Annotated in this window: 17 protein-coding genes; 16 read left to right on the forward strand and 1 reads right to left on the reverse strand. The window is 60.5% G+C overall.

Annotation, left to right across the window (positions count from 1 at the left end; genetic code table 11):
• The first annotated feature begins 171 nt into the window (after nucleotides 1–171).
• From cdd to IH944_09160, 3 genes are read left to right on the forward strand one after another with little or no spacing between them, the layout of a single operon-like run.
• On the forward strand, nucleotides 172–576 hold the full coding sequence (gene cdd / locus IH944_09150; protein MCH7904715.1) for a cytidine deaminase: 405 nt from the start codon (nucleotides 172–174) through the stop codon (nucleotides 574–576).
• Between the two features lie 5 nt (nucleotides 577–581).
• Complete coding sequence (locus tag IH944_09155; protein MCH7904716.1) at nucleotides 582–1,400, forward strand: hypothetical protein; 819 nt, start codon at nucleotides 582–584, stop codon at nucleotides 1,398–1,400.
• Nucleotides 1,401–1,457: 57 nt separating this feature from the next.
• Nucleotides 1,458–2,693, forward strand: a complete 1,236-nt coding sequence (locus tag IH944_09160; protein MCH7904717.1) for an adenylate/guanylate cyclase domain-containing protein — start codon at nucleotides 1,458–1,460, stop codon at nucleotides 2,691–2,693.
• On the opposite strand, the gene IH944_09165 is transcribed toward IH944_09160, so the two are convergent.
• Nucleotides 2,688–3,905 carry a hypothetical protein gene (locus IH944_09165; protein ID MCH7904718.1) on the reverse strand — a complete coding sequence of 406 codons (1,218 nt, stop codon included), beginning with the start codon at nucleotides 3,903–3,905 and terminating at the stop codon, nucleotides 2,688–2,690. The two genes, IH944_09160 and IH944_09165, sit on opposite strands and share 6 nt — an antisense overlap.
• 60 nt (nucleotides 3,906–3,965) lie before the next feature.
• Between IH944_09165 and IH944_09170 the strand changes: the two genes are divergently transcribed.
• From IH944_09170 to IH944_09230, 13 genes are all read left to right on the forward strand, one after another.
• The gene (locus tag IH944_09170) at nucleotides 3,966–4,895 is read left to right on the forward strand and encodes an NTP transferase domain-containing protein (protein MCH7904719.1); all 930 of its coding nucleotides are present in this window, start codon (nucleotides 3,966–3,968) and stop codon (nucleotides 4,893–4,895) included.
• A gap of 422 nt (nucleotides 4,896–5,317) precedes the next feature.
• A complete protein-coding gene (gene argF, locus IH944_09175) occupies nucleotides 5,318–6,214 on the forward strand; it encodes an ornithine carbamoyltransferase (GenBank protein ID MCH7904720.1) in 897 nt (298 codons plus the stop codon).
• Between the two features lie 125 nt (nucleotides 6,215–6,339).
• Nucleotides 6,340–7,107, forward strand: a complete 768-nt coding sequence (locus IH944_09180) for a PEP-CTERM sorting domain-containing protein (GenBank protein MCH7904721.1) — start codon at nucleotides 6,340–6,342, stop codon at nucleotides 7,105–7,107.
• Nucleotides 7,108–7,245: 138 nt separating this feature from the next.
• On the forward strand, nucleotides 7,246–9,201 hold the full coding sequence (locus tag IH944_09185) for a hypothetical protein (protein MCH7904722.1): 1,956 nt from the start codon (nucleotides 7,246–7,248) through the stop codon (nucleotides 9,199–9,201).
• Nucleotides 9,198–10,031 (forward strand): ABC transporter permease subunit, encoded by an 834-nt coding sequence (locus tag IH944_09190; protein ID MCH7904723.1) that lies wholly within the window; start codon nucleotides 9,198–9,200, stop codon nucleotides 10,029–10,031. Before IH944_09185 ends, IH944_09190 begins: the two co-directional genes overlap by 4 nt.
• A 1-nt stretch (nucleotide 10,032) precedes the next feature.
• The gene (locus IH944_09195) at nucleotides 10,033–10,962 is read left to right on the forward strand and encodes an ABC transporter ATP-binding protein (GenBank protein ID MCH7904724.1); all 930 of its coding nucleotides are present in this window, start codon (nucleotides 10,033–10,035) and stop codon (nucleotides 10,960–10,962) included.
• On the forward strand, nucleotides 10,962–12,548 hold the full coding sequence (locus tag IH944_09200) for an ABC transporter permease (protein MCH7904725.1): 1,587 nt from the start codon (nucleotides 10,962–10,964) through the stop codon (nucleotides 12,546–12,548). Before IH944_09195 ends, IH944_09200 begins: the two co-directional genes overlap by 1 nt.
• Nucleotides 12,511–14,262, forward strand: a complete 1,752-nt coding sequence (locus IH944_09205) for a hypothetical protein (GenBank protein ID MCH7904726.1) — start codon at nucleotides 12,511–12,513, stop codon at nucleotides 14,260–14,262. The genes IH944_09200 and IH944_09205 overlap by 38 nt, the downstream gene beginning before the upstream one ends.
• The gene (locus IH944_09210; GenBank protein ID MCH7904727.1) at nucleotides 14,259–15,263 is read left to right on the forward strand and encodes a MoxR family ATPase; all 1,005 of its coding nucleotides are present in this window, start codon (nucleotides 14,259–14,261) and stop codon (nucleotides 15,261–15,263) included. Before IH944_09205 ends, IH944_09210 begins: the two co-directional genes overlap by 4 nt.
• A gap of 94 nt (nucleotides 15,264–15,357) precedes the next feature.
• Complete coding sequence (locus IH944_09215) at nucleotides 15,358–16,236, forward strand: DUF58 domain-containing protein (protein ID MCH7904728.1); 879 nt, start codon at nucleotides 15,358–15,360, stop codon at nucleotides 16,234–16,236.
• Complete coding sequence (locus IH944_09220; GenBank protein ID MCH7904729.1) at nucleotides 16,233–18,059, forward strand: BatA and WFA domain-containing protein; 1,827 nt, start codon at nucleotides 16,233–16,235, stop codon at nucleotides 18,057–18,059. Before IH944_09215 ends, IH944_09220 begins: the two co-directional genes overlap by 4 nt.
• Nucleotide 18,060: 1 nt before the next feature.
• On the forward strand, nucleotides 18,061–20,883 hold the full coding sequence (locus IH944_09225) for a VWA domain-containing protein (GenBank protein ID MCH7904730.1): 2,823 nt from the start codon (nucleotides 18,061–18,063) through the stop codon (nucleotides 20,881–20,883).
• Between the two features lie 28 nt (nucleotides 20,884–20,911).
• Nucleotides 20,912–22,990 carry a bifunctional rhamnulose-1-phosphate aldolase/short-chain dehydrogenase gene (locus IH944_09230; GenBank protein MCH7904731.1) on the forward strand — a complete coding sequence of 693 codons (2,079 nt, stop codon included), beginning with the start codon at nucleotides 20,912–20,914 and terminating at the stop codon, nucleotides 22,988–22,990.
• Nucleotide 22,991: the final 1 nt, after the last annotated feature.

Below are 22,991 nucleotides of genomic sequence, written 5' to 3' on the forward strand. Positions count from 1 at the left end.
AAAGCTCTGATTGCAGCCGCAAGAATAGCGAACCCAAGACTGGCGACGACAATACCCCTCCCCCCTGGGGGAGGGCCAGGGAGGGGGTGCTGATGAGACGAGGAACGCTCCTCGCCAACCCTCCGCCAGGGAGAGGCGACGGAGTGACCGTAGCACAGCTGAAGTGAACCTATGAAAGCATTGATTACAGCCGCACGAAAGGCCCGGGCGAACGCTTACGCCCCGTATAGCGTCTATTCCGTAGGCGCTGCGGTACAGTCCTCCTCTGGGGCGGTGTACGCAGGGTGCAACGTCGAAAACGGCGTATACGGCCTGACGATCTGCGCAGAGCGCAGTGCGCTGTGCCAGATGGTCGCAGCTGGGGAGCAGACGGTGGTCGCGGTCTGTATCGTCACGGAGGACGGCGCGACTCCGTGTGGAGCGTGTCGGCAGTTCATCGCTGAGTTTGCGGATAGGGAGCTTGGGGTCAAGGTAGTTTGTTGCGACGAGAGCGGCAACTTGAAAACGTATACGTTGGCCGAACTGCTTCCAAACGCATTTGAGTTCTCAGGTCCCAGGGACGTCGACGAAAAGTAAAGCGTATGAGAGTACTTAAACCTGGCTTCATTGGCACGATCGTCGCGATCGTGATCACCGTGCTGATATTCGGATGCGGCGGTGGTGGTGAAGGCGCTGGCGGCGGAGGGGGCGGCGGCGGCGGCTGGGGCTATACGCCAGAAGCCGGTCAGTACATTGAGTTCGTTGGTATCAGCCGCTCTGGCAATCTCGATCCGCTAAACCTTCAAGTCGGCGATACGGTGCAGCTCCTGCTGGTGAATTACGATCTGCAGGGAAACCGCACCGTGATGACCGTGAGCGGTTGGTTCATGAATACTGCGAACGGTCCGATCACGCTCAACGCGACCACGGGCGTGTTCACAGTCAATTCCAATCCCAACCGGTTTGTGCAGTTCTCAATCAACGCTTTTGTCAGCGGCCAGTGGATACGGGTCGACCAGGACTCTTTCTATCCGACGGCAACATCGACGGTATCGGGCGTCGTGGATGAAGAGAACATATTCTTTCCAGGTTTTGGCACTGGTGACGGAGTCATTTACGCCCAGATAGAGTTTTATGATTCGATAGGGAATCGGGTAGGAGCCGCCCGCGTATTCGGCAACGGCGCGTTCGTTGCCCAAATACCGACGAGCGTAGTGAAAATGGGCATCAAGGGCTCCACCATCCCGTTGCCGAAGTACTTCCGTTCATTCCGGTATCTCGGGGAACTGTATTCAGCGACCGGCAATAGCTGCTCTGCGCCCGTTGGCCCCATGGGTGCAGGCGCAAACCTGCTGCCTGATCCGGTGCTCGTGATCCAGCAAGCTAGCGGGCCGCCCCCTCCGCCAGGCGGCTGCGGCTAGCCTGAGAACCGTTTATTCTGGCGTTCTGAGCCGTTGCGGTTGTAAAATCAATCCAGCGTGGAACTTCAGGAGGACAAGAGTCCGAATCTGGCCAGCGTCGGCCTGATGAGCGACGACTCTATACAGGAGGTAATTCTCCTTGCCAAGCGCCTTCGCGAGACCGCCGGAGGTGAGCTTGACGATTCCGCAGTTTTGGCTATTGCGGAAGCCACCGGTGCGCCGGCGGACTACGTCCGGCTCGCCATCCACGCGCTGCCGGTCGAGAAGAACATGACGCCTTGGGAGCGCGTTCGCACGTCGTTCCTCGCCTTCAACAACAATGTGCGCCGGTTCATGATGTCTGGAGTACTGGCGTCGCTGTCGGGACTGGCGTCTGGGCTTGGCCGTGCGTTCGACGACGCCTCAAGCCTACTGGGCACGTTGACATTGCTTTTCACCGTAGGCGCAATCTATAACTGCGCGATAGCGAAGGACGCCAAGGCGGGCGCTCTTTCCGGAGCGATCTACGGATCCGTCGCGTTCCTCATGACGACGCTGTTCATCTTCTTGGCTAACCTTGCGCCGGGTGTCGCGGCCACGGGCCCGGAGCCCTTTCTGATTCTCCTTGCTGCCGCCGGTGGCGCCGCAGCCGGTGCCGCAGTTCAAGGCATATATGGGAGTCAGCGGAGGAGACTGGGAATCAAGGATCAGGCTGACCAGAGACAGGAGCTGCTGCAACAACTGCTCGAGCTACAAGACGAGTTGCGTTCGGACGAGAGATTCGTGACGTTCTTGAGCGTCGATATCGTCGGTTCGACCCGGATCAAGGCCGTCTCGGACGAACTTGCCGTTGAATTTACGTTCACGGAGTATCACAAGTTTGTCGAGTCGGTGGTTTGCAACAATAATGGGCGTATCCACTCGACCGCTGGCGATGGGGTCACCGCAGTGTTCGAGTCGCCGACGAACGCGTACAGCGCCGGTCGCCAACTGCTGGCCGGGCTGTTCGAGTTCAACGCATTTCGCAATAGAATCGGTTCGCCGGTCGAATTGCGCGGAGGTCTTCACACGGGCAGCGTCCTGACGCCAGGAGAAGATATCACGAGCGTCAATTTCGCGCACGTGATCGACATTGCTGCTCACATGCAGAAGGTCAGCCCCGTCGGCTGCCTGACGGTCAGCGAGGCCACCGCCACGTACCTACCTGGAGGTCTTGATGCCATCGGCAGCGAGCGCGTCGAGACCATGGACGTGGCAGGCGCCGTCTGGAGGCCCAGGAACACCGTTACCGTCGGAACTCAGGCGACTTCATAGCCCTGGCGCTTCGAGCCTGAGGTCGGGGGAAACGCCTAGCCGATCCGAGTCGCCTCCGTCGTCGAGCCAGTTGCTGCCGACCGAGTACACGAAGGAGTCGGTACCGGCTGCCATGTACCTTAGACGGTCGCCAGTGTAAGGGTCGACCACTTCCGGCCCAACCAGCCCGTCGAGCGCGCCTGGCTCTATGCCCTCGTCGTTCAGGCGGGCTTGCACGTATGCGTTGGCAGCGAGCAACCGCGTTCGAGCAAGGGCGCGGTCGCGCACGGCGATGTAAGGCTCGACAGTCTCGAGGAACTGCCGAGATAACTGTGCCCACGGGCGATCGTCGGACGCCGGGCGGAACGGCTGGCGCTGACTGGCAGCAAGCGTAATCTCTTGCTGGTGATGCTCGATGCGATCCCGGGTCTCGGCCATCATGCCTTCGATGAAGTCCTCCCGCTCCTCTCCACGCAGTCGCTGGAAAGTATTGACCGACCTTGATTGGCTTCCTAGATGATCCCGGATCGCTGAGAAGTCGCCTTGCCGGTGGGCGTCCTGAAGCGCTTGGATTGCGGAGAGCATCGACTCCATTTCATGATCCAGCGAGCTGATCTCAGAAGGTCTTGCTTTGAGCGCGGCGTCAACTCCATCTTGCAATGAGTATAGGTTGTCTGAAGGAATCCTATATAAATCGGAGGCGATTGCGATACGGCCTCGATCCGCGATGCTCCAGCCGAGCGTCGAATCTACGAGGTCTCCGCCAGTCAGCTGCAGGCCAAAATGGACCGTAGCGATCGTCCAGGCCACGGCCTCGTCCCAATCCTCTTCGGCGACTGCCTGCTCGATTTTCCACGTCAGCATGCGCCCCGCAAGACGCCAGCCGCGATGATTGGCTCGCTCCTCGAACGGGGGCTGATGTCGAAACAGGAACTCGCACGGAACCTCGACAGCTTGTAGAAGCAGGTCCAAGCTGGCTGAGTTTTCGGCGAGCAGTTCGCGCCGCTTTGCCCGTGCGAACGATGTGCGAAAGAGGTCGTCTGTGGAGGTCTCCTGGATTTGCTGTGCCGCCGTGGCGTAGTAGTCGAATGCGTTGTCGGAGGGCAGATGGGCTACGTACTCTGCCGCAGGCGGGAGCACGACGGAGTACGGGGCTAGGGCGGGGTCGTCCCTACAGCCCAGGCTCGACGCTGCCACAGCGCCTAGCGCCAACCAACAGTAGATGCGCCGCATATCCAAGGCGATTGTACTGCAGCCCAAGTATTATCCTCGTATCTCGATGAGGAAAGCCGCATGAAAGGCGTTGTTCTCGCCGCTGGCAAAGGCACCCGTCTGTTTCCAGTGACGCGGGCTGTCGCAAAGCCGCTGCTGCCGATCGCGAACCGCATGACGATCCAGTACGCGTTCGATCAGTTTGGCCGGTGCGGCATCAGCGACGTGTGCGTCGTTGTTGGCGAGTCTGAGGAGCAGATGCGCGATGCGCTCGGGGACGGATCGCGTTTCGGCGTCGATCTGACTTACGTCCGGCAGACGACTCCAAAGGGGTTGGCTCACGCCGTCGGCTTCGCACGGGAGTTTGTGGGCGATGACGACTTCATGCTGTACCTCGGTGACGCGGTGTACGGTGAGTCGCTAGCTCCATTTGCAGCTCAGTTCCAAGAGCAGGGGGCGGCGAATCTAAACCTGGTCAAAGCGGTCGATGACCCGAAACGGTTCGGCGTGGCCACGGTCGAGGACGGACGCATCGTGAAGCTGGTCGAAAAGCCCGCAGAGCCGGAGAGCAACCTGGCCATGGCTGGAATGTACATCTTCGGGCCTCAGATATGGCCGTGCATCGATCGACTCGAGCCGAGCGCGCGCGGCGAGTACGAGATCACCGATGCGATCCAACTGCTCGTCGAGAGCGGCGCTCTCGTGATCCCTGGAGTGTACGACGGCGAGTGGTTCGATACCGGAACGCTCGATTCGTTTCTTGAGACAAGCAGGTTCTTGACCGATGGAGGTGTGCTGGTCGGTGACGGGGCGACTGTTTCGGCGCAAATGGCCGCCGGCGTTGTGATCGGAAGCGGCGCCACGGTCGTTGCGAACCGCATCGAGAACTCCGTGATCCTGCCGGATGCCGACGTGCACGTGACAGGCGATATCCGCGGATGTCTGCTAGGCGGCAGGATCAACGCCGATCAATTGGAAAACACGATTCGGTACGGAGAGATGCTCGAATAAAATAAATGGCCTGGGCGGATGCCCAGGCCATTTATTTTAGATTCTTTGCTGCGACTAGTTGTCGTCGCCGCCTTCGTCAGATCCGTTCGTAGTTTCGTCGCTCTCATCTTCGCTATCGCCACATCCGGCAACGAACACGCCGACTACAGCCAAGGCAAGCAGAATCGCAATCAGTTTCTTCATTTATACAAAGACCTCCTCAGATACTTTGCACCCGGTCAAGGGTGATGCTCCGAACGCGACGCCTGACCGATATAGTCAACGCGCTTCGCAGTCCGTTCATTATAGACCGACGTGGCGTCTTTAGCAAGAGTTGCGGGAAAGAGGCCCTGGATTGGTGGAAAACTCCCTAAAATCACGCTCTATTTTTGCTATTCTTGGCCTCAAAGCGGTACCGTCAGCCTCTTTCTCGGGATAGACCAATGGCTGAAACTACGGAGAACTACGACCTTTTGGCGATCGACGACCTCGACAGAGGCGCGGCGGAGCGGATTCTAGAGCTGGCGACCAGGCTCAAGATTCAACGGATTGAGGCGCCCAGCGTCATCGTTCCAGTTGAGGGCCGCACCGTCGCCCTTGTCTTTGAAAAGCCGTCGCTGAGAACTCGCGTCGCCTTCGAGATCGCAGTTCGAGAGCTCGGTGGCGAAGCGGTATTCCTCAGCAAGAGCGAAATCGGAATGGGGTCTCGCGAATCGATCCGCGACGTCGCTTGCAACCTCAGTCGTTGGTGCCGTGCAATAGTCGCTCGTCTTTACTGGCACAAGGATCTTCTTCAGATGGCGGCGGATGCGTCAGTGCCCGTCATCAACGCCCTTACCGAGATGGAGCACCCCTGCCAGGCGTTCGCCGATTTGATGACGGTTCGCGAGGTGTTCGGCGAGGAGCGCGTGAAGATAACTTACGTCGGCGACGGCAACAACGTCGCGCGAAGTCTGGCAAAGCTCGCGGTCATGCTCGACTACCCGTTCACGATCTGTGGTCCCGAGAACTTCCGTCTAGAGGACATGAAAGGAGTTGAGCAGACGACGGACCTCGTCGAGGGCCTCGCCGGGGCGCACGTCGTGTATACGGACGTGTGGATCAGCATGGGTGACGAGCACGAGCAAGAGCACCGGCTCAAGATCTTCGAGCAGTACCAAGTGAATGCAGCAGCGATGGCGATGGCTGACGGCGACGCGATCTTCTTGCACTGCCTGCCAGCGCGCCGCGGGTACGAGGTGACCGACGACGTCATGGACTCGGAGCAGAGCAGGGTGTACGACCAAGCTGAGAATCGGCTCCATGTTCAGAAAGCGATATTGAGCAAGATTCTCGTTTGAACCAACCCCGCAAATTCACCAGTATTCTCAGCAGAAGTCGGGCGTGCTTGAGATCGGGTTCGAACCCCTGGCATACTGAGGCCAGAGTCAGGCTAGCAGAATTGCCTGTCCTGGAGGATTTGAGAATGAAGAAATCACTGTATCTTATCGTGACCATCGGTGTGTTGGTTGCCTCGTCGGTCACCGCCTTTGGGCAGGTGTTCGTATTTGACAATTTCAACTACAACGGCGCGCTGACCGACAACGGCTGGACCGCCCACAGCGGCGCCGGCAACAAAGTAATCATGGCCAACGGCTCCTTTGCCACGCTCGAGCAGAGCGGTGGCTCGGGAGAGGACGTCAATATGTCGTTCGCCCCGCAGGGCGCTACGGCCAGGACCTTCGCCGGATTCGACGTGAACGTCGCGACCGCAGACCTTTCCATCCTCGACGGCAACGGAAACTACTTCGCCCACTTCAAGGACAGCGGGTTTGCCTTCCGAGGCCGCACTGGCGTCGTTCAGCCTCCGGCTGGTCGGGGCTGGGGCCTGGCCATCAACGCAAACAGCAGCGCTCTGGGCTCCGGAGCTACCTGGGTAAGCGATCTGATGTTCGACACGTGGTACCGCGTGGTGATCTCGTGGGATGCCGGTACGGGCGAGGCCGAACTGTGGCTGAATCCAACCGTCGAGTCCGATCCCAGCATCACGCATACTGCCGCCTCTACGGGCGATCTAATCGAGGCGTTCGCGCTGCGGCAGAGCAACGACTACACCGGCTTTCAGGGGATCGACGGCGTTGTTGCCGGCGGATCGTTCCGCGACGTGGTAAATCCAGTTCCTGAGCCGGCGACGCTGCTCGTCCTAGGTGTTGGAGCAGTGCTCGCACTGCGAAAGCGACGAAAGCGGAGTTAGATCGAGGCGTAGCCTGATGACAGCGGCGGGCCCTTCTGGGGCCCGCCGCTGTTCGTTCTTTGCGCGACGAGGATCAATTCTCCCTCGGCGCTCGTTCTAGAACATTAAGGCATCGGCTAGAATGAAAACGAGGGTTGCATGATGAATCGTTGGGCGGGAACACGAATTCTGGCCTCCGTTCTGTTTGTGTGCTTTGCAGTGCCCGTGGCCTCGCAAGGTACGCGCACTTCAGATCGTTCGCCGTTGACGCGCGACGAGATATCGCTCACGTACGAGTTCGTTTGGACCGGTCAGCAGGCGTACGGCTCGTTTGTTCCAGTCCGCTTTGAGATTGCGAATCCGCTGCGCGACGACGAGGGCATGCTGACGGTCACGCTCGGCAGCTATCAGGTCCACTACCCCGTCCAGCTTCCCTCGAACTCGGTGCGGAGCTTCATCGCGTACATACCGGCCGAGGATTATCTCGATCCGGTCGTCGAACTGCGGTGTCGGCAAGAGACAATTAAATTTGACCTCTCGCTCCCGATGTCCGGTTATGAGACAGTGTACGATGTGGCTTTGATCAGTGACAGCCCGTCGCTGCTCACCTTCTTGCGGACGGTCGTAATCGAGGTCGAGGAAACAGACGACTACGTGTCGGAGCCGACGACTTTCCACGACTACGCCGTACTTCCACAGATGGCGCCGGATCGCGCCGTCGGCTACGACGGCATGGACTTGGTGGTTCTCGGCGAGGGATCGGAGAGGATGACCGATGCAGCGGTGGCGGCCGTCCAGCGGTACGTGCTTGCTGGAGGAAGCGTTCTGTTTCTTGGTGGTGCGGTGGCGCCCGTTCTAAGAGACTCAAGATGGGACGCATTCATCCCTGGCGAGAATCCGAGAATCGTCAATTTGTCGGGCAGCTCCGTTGTTTCGGAGGCGACTGGGGTGCCAATGGATCAGACGTTCACTGCGACGCAGCTCGACCCGATACCGGGGACGACCGGCCTGGAGGAGAACGGCGTCCCGATCTTCTGGTACCGCAGGTGCGGGCTCGGCCTCGCGATTTACTGGGCCTTCGACCCGTTCCAGCAGCCGTTCCAATCCTACGCTGGCAAGGCGGGGCTTTTTGAAGCTACCTTTAGTACCCTAGGCGAGGGGGTGTCGGAGTACATCGCAGCGATCGGAGCATCGCTCGATTCAGGCGGGTACGACTCGTACATGTACCCCGGATACCCTGGATACTACGAGCAGACTGACAGCGTGTTCCAGGTAGAGATGCCTGGAACGGGAAAGGTTTTCCTGATCCTTGCCGCCTACTTCGTGTGCGTCGTGCCCCTGAATTTCCTCATCCTGAGGAAGTTGAATCGCGGTGAGTACGCTTGGATTACGTCGCCGATCATCGGGCTTGCCTTCGCCGGCGTCTTTTTCCTGATCGCCAGCGATCTGTACAGCGCTGGACTTGCCCGTTCGACGACCGGTCTGCTGGTCGCGCATCAAGGTTCGAAGGTCGCTTACGGCTTCGGCAATCAGGAGCTGTTCTTCCCATCGGGCGGTCGTTACGATCTAAGCTTCTCGGGGATTGAGGCGATTGCAAACTCTTCCGGTGACATGTGGGACTACATGGGAGAAAGGAGCGATACCGGATTTGGAGGAGACCTGTACGACGTAGGCGAGATCATAGCGACGCGTGCAGCGGTATCCAACCTGGCGTTCCGCGAGATTCACTTCCGGCAAGCGCTCGACTGGCCGTACCGAATTCCGCTGACGATCGAACTAACCTCTGACGGACCGAACGTGAAGGCGGTCGGGTCGATTCTCAACGACACTCCGTACACCATGCTCGACGTCCAGCTGCATTTGGGATTCCGCCAAGTGTATTTAGGAACGATCGAAGCTGGAGACCACAGGTCGATCGATACTCTCGCAATCGGTACCGTGTTTGCGGACCGTGCCCCAAACGCCCCTCCAGTCGGCGACGGGCAGGTTGTTTTATCGGCAAAGATTCTGGATGCAAAACTTGGCGCATTAATTGGCAGGGAGGAGCGGCTGGGTTCCGTGCAGTTCTTCTATACGTTCAGCGGCGTATCCGCCGAGGTGGTCGATCCGGAATGAAGCACTTGTTCGCGGGCAACCCGATGATGGCGGAAGTCCTTCGCGAGAAGAACAAGGCGCTGGCGCCTGAAAGCTGGCGGGGAGGTCAGCTAGCGGCAAGGATTCTGCTTGGAGTCTTCTACCTCCTCGGTCTGGCTCTCGTGCTCAATAACATCCAGTACATCGAACCGGTCATCTTGCTGTACGTGCTGATGGGGGTGCAGACGCTCTTGATCCCCGCGGTGCTGCACGCCACGATAGCGGGCGAGCGCGAGAAGCGGAGCCTGGACATGCTGCTCGTTGCTCCTGTAACCGCGAGCCAGATCGTCATCGGTAAGTTCAGCCGCGCTTTGGTGCCCGTCGTCGCTTTATCGTTGGCCATCGGGTTGCCAACCTTGGCGGTGGAGCTCGCCAGGAGCGCCGATGGAGCGGAGCGTTACGATCTCAATCGTCCTGGCATGCTCGGTTTCATGATCGCGTCCCTGTTCTGTCTGCTTTTCGCCATGGCGATAGGTGGACTGACGATGTGGATTTCGTCCAAGACGCGCACCGCTTCAGCGGCGATGATGTCGACCATCGGAGCGCTGTTTCTTCTGTTAATCGTAGTGCCGGCTATTGCAGCAACTATGAGCTACGGTGCTGGCGACTTCGCTGATTTCGTCATAGAGATGAATCCGTTCATAAGTCTCTATTCGGCGTACATGGGCCCCTCGGAGCAGGGGGCCTTCTCGGTCTCCTCTGGCGAGTACACGCTTCTTGCCATGATCCTGTACGCCGTGTGCACAGTGGTGACGCTATGGCTGGCGACGAACAACGTGCACAAACTCGCGCGCACCGGAGGGTCTCAATGAAATGCTAGAAGTCCAAGGCCTCATGAAGAGGTACGGAAACCTCGTCGCCGTCGGCGGCATCGAGTTCACCTTGCAGCCAGGAGACATCTTAGGCTTCATCGGCTCGAACGGCGCCGGGAAGACGACCACGATCAAGATGCTGGCGACTCTGCTCGAGCCCACGTATGGCACGGCCTCCCTCAACGGCATCGACATCGTCCAGGATCCGATGTCGATCAAGCGCATGATCGGCTACATGCCAGATTTCTTCGGGCTGTACGACGACGTGAAGGTGTGGGAGTACTTGGACTTCTTCGCGTCGATCTACGAGGTACCGGTTCGCGAGCGTCCCGGCGTGATCGACAACGTCTTGGAGCTGACGGACTTGACCGTCAAGAAGGGATCGTTTGTGGCCACTTTGTCGCGCGGTATGCAGCAGCGGCTTTGCCTTGCAAAGTGTTTGGTCCACGATCCGCAGCTGTTGCTTCTTGACGAGCCGGCGAGCGGGCTCGATCCGCGCGCCAGGGCGGAGCTGAAGGAGCTGATCGCGGAGCTGGGCCGCATGGGCAAGATCGTGATCGTGTCGTCTCACATCCTCCCCGAACTCGCGGACTTCTGCAACATGGTCGGCATCATCGAGCGCGGCGACTTGCTGGCTTTTGGTCCAGTCGACGAAGTCGTTCGAACAATTCAGTCGGCGAAGACGATTGAGATTCACGTAATCGAGGGCGCTGCGGATGCGAGCATGTTCCTGCACGGCAAGCCGCACGTCGTGGATACCCACATGATGGGCTCGACGACGCTCAAGATCGAGTTTGAAGGAGACGAGGCGGACCAGGCAGCGCTTCTCAAGTCGTTGATCGACAATGGGTATCAGGTCAGCCAGTTCCGCGAGCATGCGGCGGATCTTGAGGACGTGTTCCTCAAAGTCACGACCGGGGCAGTGAACTGATGGCCGTTGCCGGCTGGATTCGCGAGCAGCGGAGGATCTACTTCGGCAACGCGACCTCGGTCCGCGACTATCGGGCGCAGCTGAGAGGGGTTCGCGCCAGCCTCTTCTGGGCGGCGTACCTGGGGCTGCTCATCCTGTTCGTGACCGTGGCGTACTGGAACATCGTCAGCCAGGGACGGCAGTCGGTCGCCCAAATCCAGAGCGAACTAAAGTCGTTCTACAACCTCATTCTGGTTTTGCTCGAGGTGATGGTCGCGCTGGTCGCCCCCGTGATCGTCGGCATGTCGATCCACGCCGAGCGACGCCGACAGTCGCTCGATCTAATCCTGACAGCGCCGGTGTCGCCAAAGTACTTTCTGATCGGCAAGTTCGTCAGCGGATACCGGTACATTGTGATGCTGCTGTTCCTGTCGCTGCCGATCACGGCGGCTGCGGTCGTGCTGGGCGGCGCGACGTGGAGCGAGGTCTTGATCTCGTACGTGCTGATCGCGACGCACGCTCTTCTGCTGATGGCGATCTCCCTGCCGATCGCGCTGCTGTCGCCGAAGGTCGTTTCGGCGGTGATTTATAGCTATATGGGTTGCTGGGCGGTATTCCTCGTCGGCTCCACGTTCAGCGCAGGAATGATGTTCACAAGCGGCTTCGGTGGCTTGATCGGCAGCCAAGAGGGACCGTTTTGGCCGCTGATGTTTCCCAATTTCTTCGGATTTGGCATCGAGACGCATACGACCATGTTTGGCGCACAGGTGCCGAACTGGATTCTCGCCGTCGCCATGACGCTGTTCATCGTCAAGTTCTTCGTGCTTGCGGGCGGATCCGTGATGACGCGGGCGGGTTCGAAGGAGACGGTGTCCCTCAGGATTCACGGTCTCGTCATCGCCGCGCTGCTTTCGTTCATCCTGACTCGCGACTCGATCGCGAGCGGCGGTTTTTCGTCGGGGCCCGCTGCCGTAGCTTACGAGTTCGCGATCATGGTGTCTGTGCTGACGCTGCCGCTAGTTGTCATCCTGCCTCATATCTCGACGTGGAGCTTTTTCGACGAGCGCAAGACGCGGCCCAACGGAGTTTTCTCTTTGCGCGCTGCGCTGACCAGTGCGCCCGAGGGAGGGCTGCCATACCTGATGATGTTGGTTGCGGCGGTCATCATGGGGCCGTTTGTTTCGACCCTAGTCGGGGGCGATCGACTGACCACCATCGTCTGGCCGTACTTGATTTGGCTAGCCGGAGGTTGGGCGTTTTTCTGGTCGCTCGGCTGGCTGCTTTCGTCGTTCGTCACAACTGGTATCGCCACGGCGAGGAAGTCTCAACTGGCGTTCACGGTCATCATAGCCGTCCTGCCGTGGCCAGTCATCGCGATGCTGTCAGCCGCCATGGGAACGTCGTCGGACGGATGGATCATCTATCCGCTCACGGCGCTGGCGCATGAGCCTGATGAACTGCTAATCGTCATGTTCATGGCGTCGGAATTTTGGCTTCTTGCCGCAGTATTCGGTGTTTGGGGTGAGTGGAGGCGTAAAAACGTCGTATCCTCATATGTAAGGCGCAAGAATGAAGCAGAACCCGCTAGACCTTGGATCGTTCGGTAGACGCGTGAGGCTGGTTCGCGCCTGGCGCGGATTGGCTGTCGGCTTGCTGGTCGGCGGTGCGCTTGGATTCGTCTGGGCGGTGCTCGATCTGACCAGCGTCTGGTTTACCGAGTTGTCGCAGCTCGCGATTCTGTTCGGCGCCTGTGGCGTGGTCGGGGGTCTAGTCGGACTTCTGGTTCCCGTGCGAGCGGACGCCGTCGCGCGGAGCATTGATCGCAGAGCACGGCTCCAAGACCGCCTGGGAACTTCCATCGAGCGGGAAGATCTCAGTGACGACTTCGACGAGGAGCAGCGGCAGGACGCCGCGCAACACCTGAGCGGCGTGCGCGCGCGAGCCGTGTTCCCCGTGCGTTTTGGACGGTGGCAGTACAGCGCGCTTGCAATCGTCGCTCTGGCATCGACCGTGTTTCTGCTCGGCAACAACTGGTATATGCTGGACGAAGACGCGAGGAAGGCGAAGGTAGAGCTTGAGAAGATCGCAGCGCAGATCGAGCGAGTGGCCAAGCCTTTGGCGGAGGACAAGTCCGGTTCGGTCAGCCCCGAAGAGCGCGCGCTGGCCAACGAGATGAGGCAGTTTGCAAGGAAGCTGGAGAAAGGACGGCTGAACAAGGAAGAGGCGATGCAGCGCGGCAACGAACTGCTGAAGCAAGCGCAAAAGCTGACCAGGAATCGGACGGATCAGGCGCAGAGCCAGATGCAGACCGCACGCGAGCAGATGACGAGAATGGAGCTCGAAAGTCGCGGAATTAAGTCGGCGAACCTAGAGCGTCTGAACATGTCGCCGGAACAGCAAAGGCTGCTGCAACAGCTAAAGACGCAGCTCAACATGCAGAACTCTCCCGGCAGCAACAGTTTCGACCAGGGGAAGATGCAGCAGCTTGGGCTGGATGACATCGATCCATCTCTGCTCAACCTCACGGAAGACCAGTCCGACGCTCTGAAACGGTTGATCGACCAGCAGCTGAACGACATCCAGCGACAACTAGGAAATTCCCAGAACCTAACGCCCGAGCAACTGGCGATACTTCTGCAGCAACAGCAGGAGCTACAGGAGATGCAAGAGGCGCTAGAGCTGAGCGATGAGGCGCGGAAGATCCTCGAAGAGTTCATGAACAGCCCTGAGTACAAGGACATCATGAAAGCTGTGCGAGAGATGCGCAACGCTGCGCAGCAGGTCGCCGACGGGGAGCCGCTGACCGAGCAGCAGATTGCCGATCTTGAGCAGATGCTCGATGAATTGGAAGAGCGCCTTGAGGGTTCCGAGTATCAAGAGATGGTCATGGATCAGCTGCGCGCAGCCCTTGAACAGCTCAAGGCCGGCAACGCCTTCTGCAAGGCGTGCAACGGCCTCGGTTCCGGCCTGGGTCTGAGCCTAAACATGAACGTCTTGAGGGGCTTCGGCTCGGGCGGAAGATCCAAGGACAATTTCTACGCGGGGTACGGAGGGATCAACTTGTCCGAGGAGGAACAGAAGGGCGAAGGACAAACGAACGCCCTCGGGGTGCGCGGCCAAAGACGCGCCGAGGGAGAAGAGTATTTCGTCGAGGTAAGAGCGCCGTCGCCGATGGGAGACCGGACCACCGTTCCTTATCAAGAGGTGCTGCCACGGTACAACGAAGCGGCTGAGAAGGCGATCGAGCGCGAGGAAATTCCAAAGGAGCACGAGAAGCGCGTGAAGGAGTATTTCGAGAGCCTCAGCGGGGGTAGGAAGTGAGCGGCGAAGAGTCCGCAACGTTCTTCCGTGATACGATAAGCGCGATTCGAGACGAGGTTTCTAAGGTCATCATCGGCCAGAAAGAGATCATCGAAGGCGTACTGGTCTGTCTCGCCGCAAACGGGCATGTGCTGCTCGAAGGGATGCCTGGTCTCGGCAAGACGCTCTTGGTTCGAACACTTTCGGAGGCGGTCAACCTAGATTTCAGCAGGATTCAGTTCACCCCGGACATGATGCCCGCCGACGTAACGGGAACGAACGTGCTCGCGACCGACGACAGGGGCGGCCGGAGGTTCGAGTTCCGGCGCGGGCCGATCTTTACGAACTTGCTGCTCGCCGACGAGATCAACCGCGCGACTCCAAAGACGCAGTCGGCGCTGTTGGAAGCGATGCAGGAGCTCTCTGTCACGGTCGGTGGAGTGAAGCATGAGGTCGGCAATCCGTTCTTGGTGATGGCCACGCAGAACCCGATCGAGCAGGAGGGCACGTACCCTCTGCCAGAGGCGCAGCTAGACCGCTTCATGTACAAGCTTGTCGTCAGGTATCCGTCTCGCGAAGAGCTGGCAGGCATCGTTCACGCGACCACTGGCACGAAGACGGCGGCCGCCAGCAAAGTGTCGAGCGGCGCGGACATCTTGAAGATCAGGGAGATCGTTCGCGGCGTGCCCGTCTCAGAGAGCGTGCTGCAGTACGGGCTGTCAATCGTCGTCGGCACCCATCCAGAGGGCGAGGGAGCGACTCCCGAGGCGACTAAGTACTGCCGGTTTGGAGCGTCTCCGCGCGCCGCACAGGCGATCGTTACGGCGGGGAAGATCCATGCGCTGCTCGATGGCCGCTACAACGTCAGCAAGGAGGACATGAAGAGGGCCGCAAAGCCAGCTCTCAGGCACAGAATCATTCTCAACTTTGAAGCAGAGGCGGATGGGGTGACCACAGACGCGGTGATCGACGAAGTCCTGGCGCACGTCGAGGCCGAGGACAAGGATCCAATCGGGGTTTAGCCGTGGCGTGTGCGCCGGCAGATCCTCGTTTTCTTCATAGGACCTATACGTCGTATAAGTCCTATAGGTCTTATTGGACTTCGTCGGAGGGCGCATGAGCAGACTCGTCCTTGCCCCGAACGAGTTTCGGATTCTCGAAGGGCTGCGGCTGAGCCCTCGCAAGGCGTTCCAGGGCAGGGTGCGCGGCGAACGGCTGACGAGGAAGAAGGGGATCAGCATCGACTTCGACGACTACCGCGACTACGTGGAAGGGGACGATTTGAGACACCTGGATTGGAACGTCCTCGCCAGGCTTGGGCAGCCGGTGATGAAGACGTACCGCGACGAAGAGGACTTGGCCGTCCACCTTCTGCTCGATTGCAGCGCTTCGATGAGCTTTGGAGAGCCGAGCAAGCTCGAGTACGCCGCAAGGATCGCGTGCGCGCTTGGCTACATAGCGCTGAGCGGAGGAGACGCCGTCTATCCCCGAACGCTCGGCTCGCGCCAACAGCCCCTTCCGGCGCTGCGCGGTCGCGCGTCGTACCCCAAACTCGCGCGATGGGCGTCGGCGGTCGAACCGGTCGGCAATCACGGGCTTGCAGAGGAGCTCAGGCTGTTCGCTGCCAGCGGGGTGCGAGCGGGCATGGCGATGATCGTCACCGACGGCATGGATCCTGACCTGGTGCCGGGAATCAGGATTCTCGGGGGGCGCGGACACGAGGTGAACGTGCTCCAGATACTCAGCGACATCGAACTGCGCCCAGACCTCGAAGGCGACCTGCGGCTGCTGGACATCGAGAGCGCGAGCGCGGTCGAAATCACCGCCAACAGCATCACGATGGCCGCTTACAAGAAGAGTTTGAACGAGCACAACGACGCCGTGGCAGAGGAGTGCAGAAGGCTCGGCGGACGTTACACGCTCCTGACAGTTGGCACGGCGCTGGATCGGTTCGTGCTCGACGTGCTCCGGCGCAATAGGTGGGTGGCAGCGTGAGTTTTCAAAGCCTCGGCGCGCTCGGCTGGCTGTTGCCGCTCGGCGGGGTCATCATCGCGCTGTATCTGCTGCGAATGCGGCGGAAGAACGTGCAAGTCCCGGCCACCTTCCTATGGCCGGAGCGCACGGATGAGGTGCGGGCGAACGCGCTCTTCCAGCGGCTGCGATTCAGTTGGCTGCTACTGCTGCAACTGCTGGCGCTGGCACTGTTCGTTTTCGCGCTGGCCCGGCCACAGACGTTGCAGAAAGGTCTTGCAGGAGAGGTCACGGTCGTTGTTCTGGATGCGAGCGCAAGCATGGGCGCGACCGACATCGAGCCGACGAGGTTCGACGAGGCGGTCAAGATCGTAAGAGGGATGATCAACAGCGCAAACATCGGCGACAGGCTGATGCTGATCGAAGCCGGCGCGATGCCGCGAGTCGTGTTTCCGCTGAGCAACGACCCAGCGGCCCAGCGTCGCGCAATGTCGAGCGTCCGGCGAGCGGACGGCCCGAGCGATATCGGCGAAGCGCTCCGGCTGGCAGCAGCCAGAGTCGGCACCATCGATGGAGCGAAGATCGTGTTGCTCTCCGACGGCGTTTTTGAAGAGGTCAAGAACTTCGGCCCGGGCAAATCTTCGCTGGTGTACCAGAAGATCGGCGAGAGCCGCCGAAACGTCGCGATCGAAGCCCTCGGCAGCAGCGACAGTCCGACCGGGCGGATCGTTTACTGCGGCGTGAAGAACCACGGGTACGACGCGGTCGAGGTCACCGTGACGATCTACGCGGACGGCGAGGTCATCGACTCCGAGATAGCAAAGATCGACGCCGGAAAGACGTGGGGAAAGACGTTTCCTGCACCCCCGGGCGTTCAAGTCGTTGAAGCGAGGCTCAGCGGCGAAGACATCCTGGCCGCCGACGACTACGCGGTGACGGTCGTTGATCCAGGCGCGTCGCTCCGTGTGCTGTTGGTCACCAAGGGAGACATGTTCTTGGAGCGGGCGCTGGTGCTCGACCCGCGCGTGACGCTCGACAAGTCGTCGGAAGTTCCGGTTAACGAACGGGCCGACAGCGCGGGCCCAGGCGTTTACGACATCGTCGTCTTCGACGGCATACAAGAGGTCGCGGTGAAGGCGCGAGGCGTTCTCACGCTCGGTGCGGCTGGGCCGCCCTCGCCAGTGACCGTCTCCGGCACACACGAGCGGTTGAATTTCCTGGATGCACAGGACGTTCCCATGATGCGCGGAGTGAACTTCGCATCGGTGTACATCGAAGATGCGCAAGCTGTCAGCCCAAAGCCACGAGGCCGGGTCATAGCCGAGGCAGTGGAAGGCCCGATCCTGGTCATGGCAGAAGCGGAACAGCGGCAGCTATACCTATCGTTCGAGCCGCTCAGCTCGGACTTTCCTCTGACGGTCGGCTTTCCGATTTTCGTGGCCAACGCGCTGGATTTTCTGGCCGGTGAAGTCGCGAGCGACACGCTGGCGATCTTGGCGGGGCAGCAGTTTCACGTCCCCGCCGATACCGACGACGCAGCGACTTTGATCCGCCCCGACGGAACAAAGGTAGCTGTGCACGCCCTGCAAGGCCGGTACGTCGTTCGAGGCATCGATCAGGTCGGCACCTACACCTTGCAGGCGAACGGCGAGGAACGGACGATCTACGCCTACATGCGCGACGATCTCGAGTCGAGCGTCGATGCGCAGGAGTTCGTCAGTATCAAGGAGAACGAAGTTCAGACCGAGCGCGACCTCCACCGGTACGCCGACTTCTGGAAGCCGCTGGCGCTCCTTGCGCTGTTGGTCCTCAGCGTCGAGTGGTGGATGTACGCGAGGAGGTCTTAGCTTGCGGTTTACCGATCCCGCTTGGGGGCTGCTTTTCATCCCGCTCATCGTTGGCTTGATTCTCAGTTGGCGACACTTCCACGGCATGGCTAGGGTGCGCAAAGGGATTGCGTTCACGATACGCTTCCTGATGGCAGGCGCGGTCGTCATCGCGCTGATGGGGCCGCAGTCGTACCGAGAGAACAAGGGGACGGCGGTCATCTTTGTCATGGATCGATCCGACAGCGTCGCGGAAGCCGACCGCCGCGTGGCGGAAGAGTTCGTCGATCGAGCGATGCGCTCGCTCGGGCCCGACGATGCAGCCGGAGTCGTTACGTTTGGGGCGCAGGCCGTCGTCGAGGCGATACCGGGAGGCAAGCGTCCGCTCGGTCGGCTCATGTCGGTGGTTGATTCGTCCGGCTCGGACCTTGCTGCGGCGATCAGGCTTGCTGCTGCGTCGTTCCCAGACGGCAAGGCGCGCCGCATCGTTGTGCTGACCGACGGAAACGAGACTCGCGGCGACGCGGCTCGGGCCGCAGAGGCAGCCGCCATCGAGGGCGTGGACGTCGACTACGTGGCGCTCGGAACGGTGCAGCGACGAGTCGAGGCGTCGGTGTTGGAACTGCAAGCACCGAGCGAGCGACGGGCGGATCAGCCGTTCGAACTGCGCGCGCTTGTCGAATCGAGCACCGAGCAGCGCGGCGTGCTGATCATCGATCGCAACGGCGTGGTCGTCGCCGAGATTCCAGTGGAGCTGCCGGCTGGCAAGTCTTCGATCGTCATCAGCCAACTGCTCGACGAGCCCGGCTTTTATCGGTACCGCGCTTCCTTGGCCGTCCCCGAAGACACCGACAACAGAAACAACGTCGGAGCGGCGTTCGTCAACGTCCGCGGAAGACCGAAGCTGCTCCTCTTGCAAGGAGACGCGAGCCAGACCGAGCTTGCCGACGCGCTGCGCAAACAGGGGCTGATCGTCGATCTGTACGGGCCGGAGGGAATGCCTGCCCGCGCGGAAGACTTGCAGCCGTACGACGCCGTAATCCTGAACGATCTGAACGCGTACTACGTGGCCGAGTATCAGATGAACATGCTGAGGGCGGCCGTGAACGACACCGGCATCGGTCTTGCGATGATCGGCGGTGAGGACAGCTTTCTTCCTGGCGGCTGGTACGGCACACCGGTCGCCGAGGCTCTCCCCGTCGATCTGGACATCCGTCAGCGCAAGAGCTTTCCGAGTACGACTGTGCTGATCGTAATCGATACGTCGGGCTCGATGGCGATGAAGGAAGACGGGATTGAAAAGTACAAGCTTGCGATCAAGGCGGCGGTGATGACCGCGGAGCTACTGTCTCCGCGCGACCGGATCGGCGTAGCAGGAAGCACCGACGACATCGTTTACGTAGCGCCGATCCAAGATCTGACGAACAAGCAAGCCGTCATCAGCAACATACGAAAGCTGCGACCGGGTGGAGGGGGCGTTTACGCAGAGCCGTCGATGCGGTTTGCCGATCAGGAGCTTAGAAAAGAGGACACCAAGGTGCGGCATCTCATCTTCTTGGCTGACGGCGCCGACACCGATATGTACGGCAACTCGCTGGCGATCGTGTCCCAGATGTACAGGGACAAGATCACGACGACAGTCGTGGCGATCGGCGGCGGCAAGGACGAACGGTTTCTTCAGCAGTTGGCAAAGGCGGGCGGAGGACTGTATTACCTTGCGGACAAAGCGAGCAAGCTGCCGCAGATATTCACGCAGGACGTCGCCGTAATGTCCCGTTCGGCGATCGAAGAAGGCGCGTTTTACCCGGAGGTTGCGTTCGGCGAGGAGATTCTCAGCGGGATCGATCCGGGCTCAATCCCCGCGCTCTACGCGTACTGCCTGACTGATCTGAAACCGCTCGCCCGACTCGGAATGAAATCCCCGAAGGACGATCCGATCCTCGCCACTTGGCAGTACGGGCTCGGCACATCGCTCGCGTTCACGTCGGACGCGAAGTCGCAGTGGGCGTCTCTATGGGTTCCGTGGGATGGGTTCGCTCAGTTCTGGGCACAGGCAGTGCGCGCGATATCCCGCCGCGCGACGAGGAACGACTATCAAGTGCAGGTCTCTCCCGTCGGCGGGCGCGGCGAGATCACGGTGCACGCATATGACCGGCTGGGCAATCCGCTGGTGAGCAACGACACGACCGTTCGCGTGAGCACTCCGTCGGGCGAGACGCGCGACGTCAAGCTAACGCAGGAAGCGCCTGGCGTGTTCACGGGCTGGTTCGACGCCGAGCAGCTTGGCAGCTACATCGTTACGGTCGCCGAGCAGGACGCAGACGGGGAGTCGCGAGTCAGCTCTAGCGGTTTCTCGATTCCGTACCCGCCGGAGTATCAGTACCAGGCTACGAACTTTCCGCTGCTCGAAGGGATCGCGGGCGTGACCGGCGGTGCGGCGATCACCGATCCCCTGGACGCCCTTCGTGCCGTTCCAGATCCGGGCGTGTCGATCGAAGACCTTTGGCTGTACTTCCTTTTGGCAGCCGCGGTGATGTTGCCGGTCGACGTCGGTGTGCGGCGCATCGCGCTGCCTTTGACAGAGATGATCGCGACGGTCGTCGCGTGGATGAAGAGGAAGCCGGCTCAGGAGCCGTCGGAGGCTGATGAGCGGATCGCGCGTCTGCGCAAGGCCAAGCTCGCCGCCACGGATTCAGACCCTGCTGAAGCTAGAGGTAAGACCGTGATTCTGAAGCCGACTGAACGGAAGCCGCGCGAGCAAACTCGAAAACCTGCCGCCACCGGTGCCACTGCCAGCAAGCTGCTCGAAGCCAAGCGCAAGCGCCGTGAGTCCGACGAAGAGTGAGTCGCTCCAGTACAATGCCCTTAGCGGCATGGCCACCACACACCACGATTCGAGCACCGTTCCGAACCTCTGGGATTCTAAACGGGCTGGCGGCATGGACGACGTCGGCCAGCTCGTCTATGCGTCGAACCTGCTCGGCTCCGACCCTCGCGTGACCAACTTCGGCGGCGGGAACACCTCGGTCAAAAGTTCTCAGGCCGACCCGCTGACCGGAGAGGAGGTCGAGGTGATGTGGGTCAAGGGATCCGGCGGCGACCTTGGGACCGCGAAGAGGGACGGATTTGCATCGCTGTATCTCGACCGCGTCCTGGCCCTAGAGTCAAAGTTTCAGGGCGAGCGTTTGCGCGAGGACGAGATCGTTCCGCTGTACAACCACTGCGTTTTCGGTTTGAACCCCCGTGCGTGTTCGATCGACACCCCTCTGCACGCCTATGTGTCGTTCAAGGCCGTCTCGCACATGCACGCCGACGCGGTGATCGCCGTCGCCGCGAGCTCGGCCGCCGAGGCGTTGACTCAGGAAATATGGTCGGGGGAGATGGGTTATCTGCCGTGGAAGCGGCCGGGATTCGAGCTGGGTCTGATGTTGCGCGACTTGCTCAAGTCGAACCCTAGCATCAAGGGCGCGCTCATGGGGTCGCACGGTTTCATCAACTGGGCCGACACGTGGGAGGAGTGCTACGCCGACACGATCCGGATGATCAACCAGGCGCAGGAGTTCATCGACTCCCGCGCTGGCTCGCATCCTTTTGGCGACGAGGTGCGGCCTGTTCGCGCTGACGATCCGCGCAAGATACTGTTGGAGGTGTTGCCGGTGCTGCGCGGCAAGGTTTCCTATGAAGGCAAGCGGCTGATTGCAAACGTCGATCAGAGCGACGAGGTGTTGGAGTATCTGTCACGCGCGAAGATGACTGATCTGGCCGCGCTTGGCACGAGCTGCCCCGACCATTTCTTGCGTACGAAGATCTGCCCGATGGTGTTGGAAATCGAGGGCGACATGGACAATGCGCTCGCTGGCTTTCGCGAGGGATATGCAAAGTATTACGAGCGGTGCAAGCACGACGATTCGCCCGCGATGCGCAACCCGAATCCGAGCGTCGTCCTGATGCCCGGAGTCGGGATGGTGAGCTTCGGGAAGAACCTGGTCGAGGCGCGCGTCACCGGCGAGTTCTACCGCAACGCGATCCGCGTGATGCGTGGCGCAGAGACGATCAGCAGTTACAAGTCGCTGGCAGAACAGGAGGCGTTCAACATCGAGTACTGGCTGCTCGAAGAGGCGAAGCTGAAGCGCCAGCCGCCGGAGAAGGAGCTGTCGCGGCAGGTCGCCCTCGTCACCGGCGCGGCGCAGGGGATCGGCCTCGCGACGGCGAAGAAGCTGGCTTCGCTCGGTGCGTGCGTCGTGTTGCTCGACATCAATGAAGAGAAGCTGGAGCAGGCGCGAGCAGATGTCGCTGCGATCAACAACGACGAGTGCGTCCTGTCCGCCTTATGCGACGTCACCGACGGCGACGCTCTTAGAAATGTCTTTGAAGAGACGATCTTGAAGTTTGGAGGCCTCGATATCGCGGTCGTCAATGCGGGCAACGCGCGGCGCGGATCGGTCGCAGACACCTCTTGTGAGGACTACGAGTTCTTGAGGTCTCTGTTGGTCGATGCTTACTTCGACACGATGGCACACGCGACTCGCGTCATGCGAGATCAGGGCACTGGCGGCTCGATCATCGTGATCGGATCGAAGAACGGCACCGCCGCAGGTTCGAACGCCGCGCTGTACTCCGCCGCGAAGGCGTTCGAGCTGCACCTGATGCGCTGCACCGCGGTCGATATGGCCAAGCACGGCATCCGCGCCAACGCGGTCAACCCCGACGCGGTCGTGATCGGGAGCGGAATCTGGAACGACGCATGGCGCGCTCAAACCGCCCAGTCGCTCGGTATCCAGCCTGACGAGATCGAGGCGCACTACCGCAACCGCACGATGCTGCAGGTCGATGTAACCCCCGACGACATCGCCGAGGCGGTCGCCTGGCTCGCCAGCGAGGCAAGATCGAGCCGGACGACGGGCTGCACGATCACGGTCGATGGTGGAAACCGCGAAGGATTCGTCCGTTAGA

This window comes from Armatimonadota bacterium (genome assembly GCA_022563855.1).
Classification (GTDB): Bacteria; Armatimonadota; Fimbriimonadia; order Fimbriimonadales; family Fimbriimonadaceae; genus JADFMN01.